This window comes from Bacillus sp. PS108 (genome assembly GCF_037963335.1).
Lineage (GTDB): Bacteria > Bacillota > Bacilli > Bacillales > Bacillaceae > Bacillus > Bacillus subtilis.
This window is the reverse complement of the sequence record NZ_CP150155.1, coordinates 3,215,508-3,230,639: the sequence shown is the minus strand read 5'-3', so window position 1 is coordinate 3,230,639 and position 15,132 is coordinate 3,215,508. Positions and strand designations below refer to the sequence as shown.

The following is a 15,132-nucleotide window of genomic DNA, read 5'->3' as shown; positions in this document are numbered from 1 at the left end:
CTTTACGTTTTTATGTCTGCGCCATTCGACTGTTTGGTTTGAAAAAAAGCGTGCAGTGCAATGGCCGTCAAACTGCCGATCACAATTCCGCTTCCTGCCAAGACAGAGGCCGCGCCCGGAAGAGATGAAAACAACGCGGGAACTGTTGTAGCGCCAAGCCCCAAGCTGACGGAAGAGGCGATAATCAGCAAGTTGCCTTGCGAATCAAGGTCAACACTGGATAGCATTTTGATCCCGTAAGAAATGACCATGCCGAACATGACGATCATTGCGCCGCCGAGAACTGGGGTGGGGATCACTGTTGTCAGGGCCGCTGCTTTTGGAACCAGCCCGATCGCGACCAGTATGATTCCTGTGATGGCGATGACGTTGACACTTTTCATCTTTGAGAGCTGAACGATGCCGACATTCTGCGAGAAAGCTGTATAGGGAAACGCGTTAAATAAGCCGCCCAGCAAAATCGCAAGGCCTTCTGCCCGGTAGCCCTTTTCCAGATCCTTCTCCGACAGCCTGCGGTTTGTGATATCAGCGAGGGCAAAATAAACGCCTGTCGATTCAACGAGGCTGACAATCGCAACGAGAAGCATCGTGACAACAGCCGGCAGCTCAAAGGTTGGCGGTCCGAAATAAAACAGAGACGGAACATGAAGCCAAGACGCTTCCAAGACCTCAGAAAAATCGACCTTTCCCATCAAATATGCAGCCGCTGTTCCTGCGATAAGACCGAGTAAAATCGCTATGGAGCGGATAAAGCCTTTAAAGAAATAAAATAGCAATAAGATAAAAGCTGTGACGCCAAACCCGAGGAGCACGTTGTCGAGTGAGCCGAATTCTTTGCTTCCTTCACCTCCGGCCAGGTTATTCATTGCCGTTGGAATCAGGCTGATGCCGATGATCATGACGACTGATCCGGTTACGACAGGCGGAAAAAAACGGACAAGCTTCCCGAAGAAGCCCGCGGCTAAGACGACAATCAGTCCTGCGGCGATAATGGCACCATATATCGCTGGGACACCGTAAGTGCTTCCGATGGAAATCATCGGGCCGACTGCGGTAAACGTGCATCCGAGCACAACGGGCAGGCCGATGCCGAAATATCGGTTTCTCCAGAGCTGCAAAAGAGTTGCCGCCCCACACATAAACAAATCAATCGCGATTAAATACGTCAGCTGCCCCGCATTCAGCCCGATCGCCGCTCCGACGATCAGCGGAACGAGAATGGCTCCCGCATACATGGCAAGCATGTGCTGAAGCCCCAGCATCATCAGTTGTAAGGCATTGTGCTGTTCCTTCATCTTTTTTACACCTCTTTTTCTAATGCGAGTGTATGTTCTAATACCGGAAGTTCTGTTTGCTGTGCTGTTAATTCTTTTTTGTCGCGCAAGCTGAAAAATAGATTCAAAAAGATGGCGGTTAGGCTTCCGGTGATGGTGCCGTCACTGACCAGAATCCGGATCGGAGCGGGGAATTCAGCAAAAATCCCGGGGGCCGTGCTGGCGCCGATGCCGAGTGCGATTGAGCATGCGATGGTCAGGAGGTGGTATTGATTTTTGAGATCCGCTGTGCTGAGCATTTTGACGCCGGAGGCAATCACCATGCCGAACATGACGACGGTCGCGCCGCCAAGTACAGCAGCAGGAACGGCAGATGCAAGGGCGGCAATCTTCGGAATCAGTCCGAGACAGACAAGGATACAGCCTGCGGTAACGACGATGTTTCTTGTTTTCACTTTGGTCAGCTGCAATAAGCCGGCGTTTTGCGCAAAGGTATTATAAGGAAAGGCATTGAACAGCCCGCCGATGAGAATGGCGATTCCTTCCGCTCGATAGCCTTTGACGAGATCTTTTTCAGTTAAAGGTCTGCCGCATATCTTTCCGATTGCGTAAAAAACGCCGGTTGATTCCACAATAATGACGATTCCGACGATCAGCATCGTTAAGATCGGACCGATTTCAAACGCAGGGGCTCCGAAGTAAAAAGGCTTCGGGATTTGGAAGAACGGTGCTTCTGTAACAGAAGAAAAGCTGACTTTGCCCATGATCGCTGCTGCCGCTGTTCCGGCGGCGATGCCGATCAGAACGGACAGTGTTCGGGCAAATCCTTTGAGAAAGCGGTTGAGGACTAAGATCAGAACAAGGACACCGACAGAGAGAAGAAGGTTTTCGAGCGAACCGTATTCGGGGTTGGCGCTGCCGTTTATTTTTTCGCCGCCAGCCATATTTTTCACACCTGTCGGAACAAGTGAAAGGCCGATCAAGGTCACAACGGTACCTGTTACGACAGGAGGAAATAACACAGTCAGCTTGCCGAAAAAACGCGCAAACAAAAAGATGAACACACCGGCCGCTATGATGGAACCGTAAATCGCGTGAATGCCGTAATTGCTGCCGATTGCGATCATCGGGGTGACGGCCACAAATGAACTGCCAAGCATGACGGGAAGCCCGATGCCGATGTATGCTCCGCGCAAGGTTTGCAAAAGCGTCGCGACGCCGCATGTTAACAGGTCAATCGCCAATAGGTAGGACAGCTGTTCAGTTGTTACATTCAGCGCCCTGCCGACAAGCAGGGGCACCAAAATCGCACCTGCATACATGGCGAGCACATGCTGCAGGCTAAGCGTAAACACCTTAAACGATCTTTTTTTCACTATAGTCCCTCCCTGTATGTGAACTTTAGTAACATGATATCGTGCCGATCGAGGGGTGTCATTGGATACAGTAGCTGAAAAAGACAGGTGTGATTGCTGAAAGTGACGAAAAATGATTCGTTTTGTAATAAAATGTAACAAACATTAGCTGATCAGCCGCTGCATACGTAATGCAAGCCGCAAACGCATCGTTGTTTCAGGATCTTTTAAGCTTTTCCCCAGAAGCTCTTCGCATTTTTCAAGGCGGTATATGACCGTATTGCGATGAATGTACAGACGCTTTGCCGTCTCTGAAATTTGGCAGTGTGTCTCTAAATAGACGGAAAGCGTATGAAGCAGGCTTTGATCCTCCTGCTGTTTTTCAGCGAGGCTCTGAAGCGTGGAGTTGTAAAATTTCTTCAAATCCTCAACCGGGAGCAAGCGCAGAAGCTCAGGCACATCTTTGGCGTGATACACCTGGATAAATGCGGTGCTTCTTGACAAATGCCCCGATTGCAGAGCATCAGAAGCTTCTGTGAAAGCGTCGGGAACATCAATGAGCTTTTGGCAGATATTGCTGATGCCAAAGGACACGGTTCGTTTAAATTGAGCGCTGACCTGTGTTTGAAACTGTTCTAAAAAGCTGATCACCGAGGCGTGCATTTCACTCCAGCTGTCTGTCGCTTCGATTAGAATAATGCCGACATTTCCTTTCATAAAGAAGTGAGGCGGAAACGGGAAGGCTGATAATTCACCTTCAAGAAATTCGAATACGCTGTCGGAAGCGAGCTGATTTTCTGTAAAGCTGATTGATTCGTCATTGCGATCGAGTTTGCCGGCAATGCACATGTATTTTTGATCCCATCGCAGCTTGAATTCTTTCGCCCGGTTTTTGATTTCGTCATCTGAAGAAAAGGACCGCTCAATAAAATTGTTGAAAAACTCATTGCGGGCCCGCCGGCTGAACTGCTTCAGCGCATTTTCCTTCAGCAGTTCAAAGGAAATGACGTTGGCCGCTTGTTCAATCGTGAGGATCAATCCTTTGTCGCCGGCCTGCACCATGTCCGGTATCAGCAGGTAGCCGCAGTTTTTTTCGTGATTATAAATAGGCAGGACAGAATATGTTTTCTGATCTGAGATTGTAGAGAAACAAGTGAAAAATGGCCCGGATACGGTATTCAGGGTGCCTTTCAGCTTTTCGGTCTCAACTGAAATCTGATGAGACGCAGACAGCATTTTGGCATGCTGGTCAAGCAGCAGCACGGGAAGCTGAAGGAGGTCTGACACCTTTTTGAGGAGGGATTGCAGCCCCTTGCCGCTCATAATGTGGTTTGTGAATTTTTTGTGCGCGTAAATGGCTTGCTGCAGCTCGTTAGAACGCATATCGAGAATATGGCTGAGTGTGGCATTCACAATATCGCCGAGGCGGATGTGTTCCGGAAGCTCAATTATCGGAAACGCATATGAATCGGCCAGTTCGATGATTTCCTTCGGGATATCTTCCAGATAGCGCTTTGTTTTAATGCCGAGGCCCGCGCAGCCCCGTTTTGCCATTTGCTGAATCAGTTCAGATAATTGATGCGGGTGATCCTTCAGGTGATAGGCGGTGGTGACGAGCAATTCATTCTTATGCAAAAAGTCTGCGATATCCGGAGCGTCCATCATATTGACATGCTGAACCTCTCTTTCTCCTCCTGCTTTACCAGCAATTAAATTGGCGTTTTCAAAAGCCGGTATTTTCATCACATCAAAAATATTCATAGCGCATTCTCCTTTTCTATAAAAACATTGGTTAAGGTGAATAATTTTCAATAGGAATTCTAGCGGTTTTGCTGATGTAATACGATCATAGTAGCAGTAAACTGTTGAAAATAGAACTGGTTGTGTTACATAAACTGACATGGAAAATCGTCATCCTTACATGGGGGGATCAATATGGCTTACGATATGGTGATAAAAGGTGCGAAGGCAGTTACGCCAGATGGCGTTATAGAAGCTGATATTGCAGTTCAAAACGGTGTCATTGCCGAGATAGGTTCTGACATTGAAGCAAGCGGGACGGAAATCATCCAGGCAGACGGGAAATACGTGTTTCCTGGTGTGATAGATTGCCATGTTCATTTTAATGAACCGGGCAGGGAGGATTGGGAGGGGTTTGAAACAGGTTCTCAAATGATGGCCGCAGGCGGTTGCACTACCTATTTTGATATGCCGCTCAACTGTATTCCATCAACCGTGACGGCAGAGCATCTTCTCGCAAAAGCTGAGCTAGGCAGGCAAAAATCTGCCGTGGATTTTGCGCTATGGGGCGGCCTTGTGCCAGGCCATATCGAGGACATCCGTCCGATGGCTGAAGCGGGAGCGATCGGGTTTAAAGCGTTTTTATCAAAGTCAGGCACTGATGAGTTCCGCTCTGTTGATGAACGGACATTGCTCAAAGGCATGGCAGAAATCGCGGCTGCAGGAAAAATCCTCGCTCTCCACGCGGAAAGCGACGCGATCACAAGCTACTTGCAGATGGTTTTGGCCAATAAAGGAAAGGTGGATGCGGATGCGTACGCCGCCTCCCGCCCGGAGGAAGCAGAAGTTGAAGCGGTGTATCGCATGATTCAGTATGCGAAGGTGACAGGCTGTCCGGTTCATTTTGTCCATATCAGCACGGCGAAAGCGGTCCGGCTGATCAGAGAGGCGAAACAGGAAGGTCTTGATGTTTCGGTTGAAACATGTCCGCATTATGTCTTGTTCAGCCATGACGATTTACGGCAAAGGGGCTCTGTCGCAAAATGCGCGCCTCCGCTCCGGTCGCTGCAATCAAAAGAGACGCTGATCGAAACGCTCATTGCCGGGGACATTGACATGGTTTCCTCAGACCATTCCCCTTGCCGTCCATCCTTGAAGCGGGAGGATAACATGTTTTTATCATGGGGCGGAATCAGCGGCGGGCAGTTCACTTTATTAGGAATGCTGGAACTGGCGCTTGAGCATCAGATTCCATTTGAAACCATCGCAGAATGGACAGCGGCGGCCCCTGCAAAACGATTCGGCCTTCAGAAAAAAGGGCGGCTTGAGGCGGGGTGTGATGCAGATTTCGTGGTCGTCAGCATGGAGCCGTACACTGTTACAAGAGAATCGATGTTTGCAAAGCATAAAAAAAGCATTTACGAAGGACATACATTTCCCTGCAGCATTTCGGCCACTTACAGCAAAGGCCGGTGCGTGTACAATGATGGGGAAAAAGTCACTGGAATAGACGGAGCTCTGGTCGTTCCTTCGTAAGCCCGGCGGATTTTACCGCCGGGTTTTTTGATTTCCTCCGTTCTAGTTTTTAAAATCTCATCAACGTGGTATCTTTTTTAAAAAAGGAGGCGGAGGCAATGGAACATGTCAAATACATACTTAAGCAATCCTGGTCGCGTCATTCGAGCTCTAAATGGACGGAAGAATGCCCGTCATGCGGCCAATGCGGCGTGACGGCATTGGTGATTCAAGACCATTTCGGCGGCACGATTTTCAAAACAAAAGTCGGTGAGAGCTGGCATTTTTACAACAGCATCAATGGTGTGATGTACGATTTTACGAGTGAGCAGTTTCAGGCGCCTATTGAATATCAGCATATTCCTACCTCAAGAGAAGAGGCGTTTTTAGATACGAATGAGGAACAATATCAGCATCTTCGTTCTGCATTTTCCCGCCATATGAACAGCATTTCCAAGGAAACCTGAAAACACGTGTGATAAACTGGAAGAGAGGTGAATGAGTGTGATTTATATCGGACTGACGGGGTGGGGGGATCATGACAGCATCTATCCGCCGAAAACGGCCAGCCAGAAAAAATTGCAGGCCTATTCCTCCCATTTTCCGATCGTGGAATTAGACGCGAGTTTTTACGCGATTCAGCCGGCGCGCAATAATGAAAAGTGGGTGAAGGAAACGCCCGAAACCTTCCAATTTATCGTGAAAGCATATCAGGGCATGACAGGGCATCAGCGCGGCGAAATTCCCTTTGACTCAAAAGAGGAGATGTTTGATGCGTTTAAGGTGTCTTTAACGCCATATTTACATAGCAATAAGCTCGCCATGGTGCTGTTTCAATTTCCGCCGTGGTTTGACTGCAAGAAGGAGAATGTCGCCTATTTGAGATGGTGCAAGCACCAAATGGGAGATATCCCTTGTGCGCTTGAATTCAGAAACCGTTCCTGGTTCTCGCCGCCATTTTATGAGCAGACGCTTTCATTTATGAAAGCGGAAGGCTGGATTCACAGTGTCTGTGATGAACCGCAAATCGGAGAAGGCAGCGTTCCGACTGTGCTGCGCGCGACCGATGAAAACAAAACGCTCGTCAGATTTCACGGACGCAACAAGCAGGGCTGGATGAAGCCTGATGGCGGGAAAAACTGGCGGGAGGTCAGGTACTTATACCGCTACAACCAACAGGAGCTGGAGGATTGGAAAAAGCACCTGAATGAATTGCAGCAGCAATGTAAGGATGTTTTTGTCCTGTTCAACAACAATTCCGGCGGTGACGCCGCGGATAACGGCAAGCAGATGCTTGAACTGCTTGATATCGAGTACAGCGGACTTGCTCCGAGACAGCTCGATTTATTTTAGAAAAGAGGTTTTTACTGATGTCGTTTGTGATTTTGGTCGTCCTGGGATTAATCGCAGGTACGGTAGGAAGTCTGATCGGGCTTGGCGGCGGAATTGTCATTGTGCCGTCTCTGATGTTTTTAAGCACAGTGACGCAACTGTTTCAGGATGTGACGCCGCAGGTTGCGATTGGAACTTCGCTTTTGGTCATTATTTTTACGGGTCTTTCTTCAACTTTGGCTTATATTAAATATAAAACCGTTGATTATAAGAGCGGGCTCATTTTCTTTATCGGTTCAGGTCCCGGCAGCATGATCGGGGCTTACGTGTCAAAGCTGTTCAATTCAAGCTCGTTTTCCGTTTGGTTTGGCATTTTTATGATTCTGATTTCATTATCCTTAATGCTGAAAGCGAAAGCCCGGCCAATCAACAAAGCGCACAAAGGAATTATCCGGACATTTCAGGATGATGCCGGTGAGCCTTATACGTACTCATATCAGGCCCCTGTCGGCATTGCCATTGCCTTTGTTGTCGGTTTTTTAGGCGGACTTTTCGGTATAGGCGGCGGATCACTGATGGTTCCGGCGATGATGCTGTTATTTCTGTTTCCGCCGAAGGTTGCGGTGGCAACGTCCATGTTTATTATTTTTCTGTCTTCTATGACAGGGTCTGTTTCACATATGATTTCCGGGCACGTCAATTGGCTGTACGCCCTCGCGCTTGTGCCCGGCGCTTGGTTCGGCGGAAAGCTTGGCGCCGCCATCAACAGAAAAATGCAGACGAAAACGATCGTTATGATCATGCGGATCGTATTGATTTTGATCGGCTGCCAGCTCATTTATGAAGGCATTTTCAGCTGAACGATTAGGGAGAGATATTATGAAGGAGAAGCTCCGCTTATATCATACAAATGATTTGCACAGCCATTTTGAAAACTGGCCGAAAATTGTAGATTATATCGAGCAGAAAAGAAAAGAGCATCAGTCAGACGGCGAAGAGACGCTCGTTTTTGATATTGGCGATCATCTAGATCGTTTTCAATTCGTGACAGAGGCGACATTCGGAAAAGCGAATGTCGATCTCTTAAACCGCCTTCACATTGATGGAGCGGCGATCGGCAATAACGAAGGGATTACGCTTCCGCATGAAGAGCTTGCTGCCTTATATGATCATGCTGAATTTCCTGTCATCGTCTCTAACCTGTTTGATAAAAATGGAAACCGTCCGTCCTGGGCGGTGCCTTACCATATCAAATCATTGAAAAACGGCATGTCCATTGCTTTCTTAGGCGTAACTGTGCCGTATTATCCTGTTTATGACAAGCTGGGGTGGACAGTAACGGATGCCCTTGAAAGCATAAAGGAAACCATTCTGGAAGTGAAAGGGCAGGCTGATATTATCGTTCTGCTGTCACATTTAGGCATTCTTGATGATCAGGCAGTGGCTGAAGCGGTGCCTGAGATTGATGTAATCCTCGAATCACATACCCATCATTTGCTTGAAGATGGACAAGTGGTTAATGGGGTACTGCTGGCCAGCGCCGAGAAATACGGGCATTATGTCGGCTGTGTAGAAATCACGGTGGACAGCGTACAGCGAAGCATCATCAGCAAAACGGCTTCTGTGCAGAACATGGCGGAATGGACAGGAGAATCCGCAGAAACAAAAGCGTTTCTCAATGAAAAAGAACGTGAAGCCGAGGAGAAACTGTCCGATGCCGTTGCAGAGCTTGCACAAGATGCTGAGGTGAAGTGGTTTGAAGAATCAGAGCTGCCTTTGCTTTTGGCATACGCCTTAAAGGAATGGTGCGAGACGGACATCAGTATGGTCAATTCAGGTGTCATTCTCGGTCCGCTAAAAGCAGGTCCTGTGACAAAGCTGGATCTGCACCGCATCTGTCCGCATCCGATCAACCCGGTGGCTGTCCGCCTGACGGGAGAAGAATTGAAGGAAACCATTGTCCATGCCGCTTCCGAACAAATGGAGCAGCTCCGGATCAAAGGACTCGGCTTCCGCGGAGAAGTGATGGGGAAAATGGTGTATGCCGGCGTTGAGGTAGAAACGAAACGGCTCGATGACGGGATCACCCACGTCACCCGGATCACACTGAACGGGGAAGATATTAAAAAACATAAACAATACTCCGTTGCGGTGCTTGATATGTTTACGCTCGGCAAACTGTTTCCGTTGATTCGCGACGCTGCAGAAAAAGAATATTTTATGCCGGAATTTTTGCGGGATCTGCTTGCTTGGAAGCTTGCACAATAAGGCAGTCAGCCCACAACAAGCTGTGCCCTTCATCATAAAGTGATGAATGAAGGGAGTGGTTGACGTGGTAAACCTGACACCGATCATGATAGAAGGACAGCCTTTTACAGCTGTGACAGTGAAACTTCCCAAAACGAATTTTATGGCCGTCACCAATGATCACGGATACATTATGTGCGGCGCGCTTGATGTGGCGCTGCTGAATGAAAAATTAAAGGAGCGCGGCATTGTTGCTGGTCGCGCAGTTGGTGTCCGCACCATTGACCAGCTGTTAGACGCACCTTTAGAATCCGTCACGTACGCCGCGGAAGATCTTGGCATCAAAGTCGGTATGAGCGGCAGAGAAGCGCTTTTAAAAATGGTGAAATAAAATAAATTGGCCCCGGCTATTACTATGTCCCCTCTTACAAGCATACATTGTGATATGTAAGGGGGGATTTTCTTGCCAAGATATCGCGGCCCTTTTCGCAAGAGAGGACCTTTGCCTTTCCGTTACGTGATGCTCCTGTCCGTTGTCTTTTTTATCCTGTCAACAACGGTCAGCCTTTGGATGATCAATGGCTCGATCAAACCTGTTTTAATGGACATCGGCGAGATGGAAACGAAGCGTATAGCGACAGAGGTGATCCAGGATTCGATTGAGGACTATATGTCTGACAGTGAAAATATGAAAGATATGTTTCAAATGAATTCTGATGAAAACGGAAACTTAACGACAATCGATTTTAATACACAGGTTGTAAACAGTGTGAAAACAAAAGTGACAAAGCAGCTTCAGGCTCATTTGAAAGAGATGGAAACCCATACCGGACACAGCGGCGCCAGTGAAAACATTATGATCAACATTCCGCTGGGACAGGTAACCGGCAACAGCCTTCTTGGAAACCTCGGGCCGAAAATCCCGGTCCGGTTCAATTTAATCGGTGACGCTTTTACAGATGTCAAAACCAAAATCAAGCCGTATGGCATAAATAACGCACTTATTGATATCAGCATCTTTGTCGAAATTAAAGTGAAGGTCATCATTCCATTTGCCAGCAAAACCGCTGTCGTCACAAATAATGTTCCTGTATCGATTAAAGCAGTGCAGGGCGAAGTGCCGCAGTTTTATAATGGAAGCGGCGGCTCGGGTGTCACGCCTTCTGTCCAGCTTCCGAGCAGCAAAGAAAACGGTGCCGATTCAAAAAAAGAAAAAAGCAGCAAATAAGCCGCCTGTTGAAGAGGCGGCTTTTTGTTACTTCTTTTTTTGGTATTCATATCGCTCCCACGCCCTCAAATGAGGGTATGGATCAAATGACCATTCGGTTCTTCCGTTATCTTTGTACATGCCATAGTGCAGATGCGGCGGGAACTTCCCGGCGGTTCCCGGCGGGCCGTATCCGGAGCTGCCGACTGATCCGATCACTTGGCCAGGCTCAACGATTTGTCCTGTTTTAATCCCTTTGGCAAACCCATTGAGATGGGCAAAATAATGATACGTATTGTTAATGTCCCTGATGCCGATTCTCCATCCTCCGAAGCGGTTCCAGCCCTTCATTTCAACTACGCCGTAACATGTGGATTTGACAGGAAGGCCGTAATGGGCAAAGATATCCGTACCTTCATGAATCCGCCTTCCACCGAAGCCGCGGGCATCTCCCCACGTGCTTCGGTAGCTGTAATCGGTTCTGATCGGAAGCGGGAATGCATGCTCGCCCAGATCAATATGGCCGTAGGCTTTAAACAGCTTCATGAATTCAGATATAATCCCCACTGTCTGATCACGCCGGTAATAATTCCAAAGCCCGATCCGGATGTTGTCTTCATCTGTGCCATACGACAGTAAGTATTGGCTGAACGTATACAAGATATCTTCATCGTTGCTGACCTCGGCTTTCCCGTCTCCATCGCCATCCATTCCGATTCCGTCAAACACTTTAATGCTTAACGGCGCATCGTCTTTCGGATTCGGGTTTTCAGGCCCGCTCCAGATGTCATCGGGTATATAGATGCTGATGATTCCCGCCTTTTCAGGCAGATCTTTCCGGTTGCTCCGCACGTTTTCTTCGTATTGATCAACAGCCGCGAGCGCATACCAAGGGATCTGCGTCACAGCTTCGATTTTATGATATAATTCCATCCGTTTCGACAGCACTGGATCTGAAAGTTTTTTTCCAGACGCAGAAGGCTCAAATGCAAACAAAAGGAGAAGAAGAGCGGATAACAAAACTTTCACAAAATAATCTCCTTTCATATTGAATACACATAGTTTGCGGCAACCCGGCTTAAAAATGTCAGTAATCATCTTCCCTTGTCGAGAAATTTTTCCTATGTTAAAGTGTCTAAAGAAAAGACTTTCTTTAGTTAGAAAAACATTATTTTTGTTGCAGAACTAAAACCTGCACCTTTCTCGTTTTCAGAATGTTTCGTGTCAGAAATTGAGTATATTGGATATTGGAGATGATGGGAATTGGCAAAGAAAGACGAACACCTCAGAAAGCCCGAATGGCTTAAAATTAAATTAAATACAAATGAAAACTATACAGGGCTCAAAAAACTCATGCGGGAAAACAACCTGCATACCGTATGCGAAGAAGCAAAGTGTCCGAATATTCATGAATGCTGGGCGGTCAGACGTACAGCGACATTTATGATTTTAGGTTCTGTTTGTACAAGAGCATGCCGTTTCTGTGCTGTCAAAACAGGCCTTCCAACTGAGCTTGATCTGCAAGAGCCGGAACGCGTAGCGGATTCAGTCGCGCTTATGAATTTGAAACACGCGGTCATTACGGCTGTTGCGCGTGACGATCAGAAAGATGGAGGGGCAGGCATTTTCGCGGAAACTGTCCGTGCGATCCGCAGAAAAAGCCCGTTCACAACAATTGAGGTGCTGCCGTCTGATATGGGCGGAAACTATGATAACCTAAAAACCTTGATGGATACACGCCCAGACATCCTGAATCACAATATCGAAACGGTTCGCCGCCTGACGCCAAGAGTCCGCGCGCGTGCGACGTACGACCGTTCATTGGAATTTTTGCGCCGTGCGAAGGAAATGCAGCCTGACATTCCGACAAAATCAAGTATCATGATCGGGCTCGGCGAAACAAAAGAAGAGATTATTGAAGTAATGGACGACCTCTTGGCGAACAACGTGGATATTATGGCAATCGGCCAATATCTGCAGCCGACGAAGAAACACTTGAAAGTCCAAAAATACTACCATCCTGATGAATTTGCAGAATTAAAAGAAATCGCGATGCAAAAAGGCTTCAGCCATTGTGAAGCCGGTCCGCTTGTCCGTTCCTCTTACCATGCGGATGAACAAGTAAACGAAGCATCTAAAAAGCGTCAAGCCCAAGCATAATGCCAAAACGCCAGATCATCTGGCGTTTTTGTCATTCCTATCGATTTTCATGTCCTGACGCGTTTTTCCATTGGCATTTTCATTCTCTGAGACAGGGCTTCCTTGCGGGGAGGTTTTCATTTCTTGAATCGTCCCCGACATGATCTCTCTGATATCCCTTGAACCAGAGCCGAGATTGCTGTAATTTTCGATCGACTGCATATGGTTTGGGTTATCTGAAATATACACATGATAGTATCGCGGGATCACAGAAGCCGCTGTTTTCTTCACTTGATCGGCGGTCAGCTCCCGGTTTTTAGAATCGGTTTTGTATACGACAAGCGCTTCTCGGTCAGTCACCAATGTCGCAGCATCTTGAATATGGGGGAGCTGAACCGTTAAACTTGATATCATGTGAGCGGTTTCTTCCCGGTTCATCACCGGCGTTTTCTGCTGGTCTCCGTCAAATTGTTCTCTTTGATAGCGGACATAGCCAAATTGTTCGTTCTCATTATGCCTGTTAAAAGCCTCGTTGCGGTCCGACACATGAATGGGTTTGGTTTGATTCTGCGTCTGATTCCGGACATTTTGGGCATTATCCAATCCTGCGCCTCCGCACCCGGATAAAAGTCCGGTCAGAAGGCAGAGGCTGACAGCGGTTCGTTTCATTTATCAATCCCTCCTCATGTGTAGGGTAGCCAAATCGCATGATTTATTCTTTAGCAATTGATGGGGACGGGGCAATGAATTATGATAGGAATGAGTGAAAAAGAGGTGAGATCATGATTCTTATTCAAAATGCCGAATTTGAATTGGTGCACAATTTCAAAGACGGCTTCAACGAAGAGGCTTTTAAAGCCCGCTACTCCGATATATTAAATAAATACGATTATATTGTGGGAGACTGGGGATACGGTCAGTTAAGGCTCAAGGGCTTCTTTGACGACCAGAATCAAAAGGCAACCTTCGAAACGAAAATCAGCACATTAGATGAATATATTTACGAATACTGCAATTTCGGCTGTGCGTATTTTGTCTTGAAACGGATCAGAAAATAAATATACACAAAGGGGATGCTGTCATGTATTTTGTTGACAGAAGCAAAATCGAGAAAACACTAGGGTTCTTCGAGCACCAGCTGGCGCTATTTGACTCACAAACAGACTGGCAGTCTGAAATCGGGGAATTGGCACTTCAGCGTATAGGCCATCTGTTAATCGAATGCATTTTGGATACAGGCAATGACATGATTGACGGCTTTATTATGCGGGACCCGGGCAGCTATGACGACATTATGGATATACTTGTTGATGAGAAAGTTGTCACGGAAAAAGAGGGTGATGAGCTCAAAAAATTGATCGCCTACCGCAAAACGTTGGTTCAACAGTATCTGCTCGCTGACAGCGGCGAGCTTTACAGGCTGATCAAGGCGCATCAAACAGCTCTTCAGGACTTCCCGAAACGGATCAGAAGCTATTTGGAAACAGAGCTAGGACCTGTTTCCGCGTTTAAATAACAACTGGAAAGCCACAGGAGTGTTGGATATGAAAACATATAAAGGGTATTTAATTGATTTAGACGGAACGATGTACAATGGCACGGAAAAAATCGAGGAAGCGTGTGAATTTGTCAGAACGCTGAAAGATCGCGGCGTTCCTTATCTTTTCGTGACAAACAACTCTTCGCGCACACCGAAGCAGGTAGCGGACAAGCTCGTGTCTTTTGATATTCCGGCAACAGAAGAGCAGGTCTTCACGACCAGCATGGCAACTGCCCAGCACATTGCACAGCAGAAAAAAGACGCGTCTGTGTATGTGATTGGGGAGGAAGGAATCCGCCAGGCGATTGAAGAAAACGGCCTGACATTTGGCGGAGAAAACGCGGACTTTGTCGTTGTTGGCATCGACCGTTCCATTACATACGAAAAATTTGCTGTCGGCTGCCTGGCAATCAGAAATGGCGCCCGCTTTATTTCCACTAACGGAGATATTGCGATTCCGACTGAAAGAGGGCTTCTGCCGGGAAACGGCTCACTGACATCGGTGTTAACCGTATCTACAGGTGTACAGCCTGTATTTATCGGCAAGCCGGAATCAATTATTATGGAGCAGGCGATGCGCGTTCTCGGCACAGATGTGTCTGAAACACTCATGGTCGGCGACAACTACGCCACTGATATTATGGCCGGCATAAACGCGGGTATGGATACGCTGCTCGTTCACACAGGCGTAACGAAAAGAGAACATATGACAGACGATATGGAAAAACCGACTCACGCCATTGACTCTCTGACTGAATGGATTCCATACATTTGAAAAAAGGG

At 47.5% G+C, this 15,132-nt stretch carries 16 protein-coding genes; 11 read left to right on the top strand and 5 right to left on the bottom strand.

The genetic code is table 11. The features are described from left to right. Positions 1 to 2: 2 nt before the first annotated feature. From pucK to pucR, 3 genes are all read right to left on the bottom strand, one after another. Entirely contained in the window at positions 3 to 1,295 is a 1,293-nt protein-coding gene (gene pucK, locus NSQ16_RS16825; protein WP_085185900.1) for a uric acid permease PucK, read from the bottom strand. A gap of 5 nt (positions 1,296 to 1,300) precedes the next feature. Further along, a complete protein-coding gene (gene pucJ, locus NSQ16_RS16820; RefSeq protein WP_085185902.1) occupies positions 1,301 to 2,650 on the bottom strand; it encodes a uric acid permease PucJ in 1,350 nt (449 codons plus the stop codon). 144 nt (positions 2,651 to 2,794) lie between these two features. Then, complete coding sequence (gene pucR, locus NSQ16_RS16815) at positions 2,795 to 4,390, bottom strand: purine catabolism transcriptional regulator PucR (protein ID WP_230488092.1); 1,596 nt, start codon at positions 4,388 to 4,390, stop codon at positions 2,795 to 2,797. A 174-nt stretch (positions 4,391 to 4,564) separates the two neighbouring features. On the opposite strand from pucR, the gene NSQ16_RS16810 reads away from it, so the two are divergent. The 7 genes from NSQ16_RS16810 to yunB all read left to right on the top strand — a co-directional run bounded on the left by NSQ16_RS16810 (position 4,565) and on the right by yunB (position 10,691). Beyond that, positions 4,565 to 5,905, top strand: coding sequence for an allantoinase (locus tag NSQ16_RS16810; RefSeq protein WP_230488093.1), 1,341 nt, complete (start codon positions 4,565 to 4,567; stop codon positions 5,903 to 5,905). Between the two features lie 98 nt (positions 5,906 to 6,003). After that, positions 6,004 to 6,351 (top strand): hypothetical protein, encoded by a 348-nt coding sequence (locus tag NSQ16_RS16805; RefSeq protein WP_029318465.1) that lies wholly within the window; start codon positions 6,004 to 6,006, stop codon positions 6,349 to 6,351. Positions 6,352 to 6,388: 37 nt separating this feature from the next. After that, positions 6,389 to 7,237, top strand: a complete 849-nt coding sequence (locus NSQ16_RS16800; protein WP_003243895.1) for a DUF72 domain-containing protein — start codon at positions 6,389 to 6,391, stop codon at positions 7,235 to 7,237. A gap of 17 nt (positions 7,238 to 7,254) precedes the next feature. Continuing rightward, the gene (locus NSQ16_RS16795) at positions 7,255 to 8,076 is read left to right on the top strand and encodes a sulfite exporter TauE/SafE family protein (RefSeq protein WP_230488094.1); all 822 of its coding nucleotides are present in this window, start codon (positions 7,255 to 7,257) and stop codon (positions 8,074 to 8,076) included. A gap of 19 nt (positions 8,077 to 8,095) precedes the next feature. After that, positions 8,096 to 9,484: a bifunctional UDP-sugar hydrolase/5'-nucleotidase gene (locus tag NSQ16_RS16790; protein ID WP_069837739.1), complete on the top strand. Its 1,389-nt coding sequence runs from the start codon at positions 8,096 to 8,098 to the stop codon at positions 9,482 to 9,484. A gap of 64 nt (positions 9,485 to 9,548) precedes the next feature. After that, positions 9,549 to 9,854, top strand: coding sequence for a YunC family protein (locus NSQ16_RS16785; RefSeq protein WP_038429565.1), 306 nt, complete (start codon positions 9,549 to 9,551; stop codon positions 9,852 to 9,854). Between the two features lie 72 nt (positions 9,855 to 9,926). Next, on the top strand, positions 9,927 to 10,691 hold the full coding sequence (gene yunB / locus NSQ16_RS16780; protein ID WP_009968113.1) for a sporulation protein YunB: 765 nt from the start codon (positions 9,927 to 9,929) through the stop codon (positions 10,689 to 10,691). Positions 10,692 to 10,718: 27 nt separating this feature from the next. On the opposite strand, the gene lytH is transcribed toward yunB, so the two are convergent. Next, entirely contained in the window at positions 10,719 to 11,699 is a 981-nt protein-coding gene (gene lytH, locus NSQ16_RS16775; protein WP_003243462.1) for an L-Ala--D-Glu endopeptidase, read from the bottom strand. Between the two features lie 234 nt (positions 11,700 to 11,933). Here lytH and lipA point away from each other — a divergent pair, with 234 nt between their 5' ends. Further along, positions 11,934 to 12,830: a lipoyl synthase gene (lipA, locus tag NSQ16_RS16770; RefSeq protein ID WP_003222888.1), complete on the top strand. Its 897-nt coding sequence runs from the start codon at positions 11,934 to 11,936 to the stop codon at positions 12,828 to 12,830. Positions 12,831 to 12,845: 15 nt separating this feature from the next. On the opposite strand, the gene NSQ16_RS16765 is transcribed toward lipA, so the two are convergent. Then, complete coding sequence (locus tag NSQ16_RS16765) at positions 12,846 to 13,478, bottom strand: YhcN/YlaJ family sporulation lipoprotein (protein WP_128422387.1); 633 nt, start codon at positions 13,476 to 13,478, stop codon at positions 12,846 to 12,848. 113 nt (positions 13,479 to 13,591) lie between these two features. Here NSQ16_RS16765 and NSQ16_RS16760 point away from each other — a divergent pair, with 113 nt between their 5' ends. From NSQ16_RS16760 to nucF, 3 genes are read left to right on the top strand one after another with little or no spacing between them, the layout of a single operon-like run. Next, positions 13,592 to 13,867 carry a YutD family protein gene (locus tag NSQ16_RS16760; RefSeq protein ID WP_003228682.1) on the top strand — a complete coding sequence of 92 codons (276 nt, stop codon included), beginning with the start codon at positions 13,592 to 13,594 and terminating at the stop codon, positions 13,865 to 13,867. A gap of 23 nt (positions 13,868 to 13,890) precedes the next feature. Next, the gene (locus tag NSQ16_RS16755; protein WP_003228684.1) at positions 13,891 to 14,325 is read left to right on the top strand and encodes a DUF86 domain-containing protein; all 435 of its coding nucleotides are present in this window, start codon (positions 13,891 to 13,893) and stop codon (positions 14,323 to 14,325) included. 28 nt (positions 14,326 to 14,353) lie between these two features. After that, positions 14,354 to 15,124: a 5' nucleotidase NucF gene (gene nucF / locus NSQ16_RS16750; RefSeq protein WP_003243196.1), complete on the top strand. Its 771-nt coding sequence runs from the start codon at positions 14,354 to 14,356 to the stop codon at positions 15,122 to 15,124. The last annotated feature ends 8 nt before the right edge of the window (positions 15,125 to 15,132 follow it).

Excerpts from the sequence above, each read along its gene's own strand:
- NSQ16_RS16790 (WP_069837739.1), top strand. The coding sequence starts at position 8,096 with ATGAAGGAGAAGCTCCGCTTATATCATACAAATGATTTGCACAGCCAT.
- NSQ16_RS16805 (WP_029318465.1), top strand. The coding sequence starts at position 6,004 with ATGGAACATGTCAAATACATACTTAAGCAATCCTGGTCGCGTCATTCG.
- NSQ16_RS16810 (WP_230488093.1), top strand. The coding sequence starts at position 4,565 with ATGGCTTACGATATGGTGATAAAAGGTGCGAAGGCAGTTACGCCAGAT.
- pucR (WP_230488092.1), bottom strand. The coding sequence starts at position 4,390 with ATGAATATTTTTGATGTGATGAAAATACCGGCTTTTGAAAACGCCAAT.
- NSQ16_RS16765 (WP_128422387.1), bottom strand. The coding sequence starts at position 13,478 with ATGAAACGAACCGCTGTCAGCCTCTGCCTTCTGACCGGACTTTTATCC.
- NSQ16_RS16755 (WP_003228684.1), top strand. The coding sequence starts at position 13,891 with ATGTATTTTGTTGACAGAAGCAAAATCGAGAAAACACTAGGGTTCTTC.
- nucF (WP_003243196.1), top strand. The coding sequence starts at position 14,354 with ATGAAAACATATAAAGGGTATTTAATTGATTTAGACGGAACGATGTAC.
- NSQ16_RS16760 (WP_003228682.1), top strand. The coding sequence starts at position 13,592 with ATGATTCTTATTCAAAATGCCGAATTTGAATTGGTGCACAATTTCAAA.
- NSQ16_RS16795 (WP_230488094.1), top strand. The coding sequence starts at position 7,255 with ATGTCGTTTGTGATTTTGGTCGTCCTGGGATTAATCGCAGGTACGGTA.
- pucK (WP_085185900.1), bottom strand. The coding sequence starts at position 1,295 with ATGAAGGAACAGCACAATGCCTTACAACTGATGATGCTGGGGCTTCAG.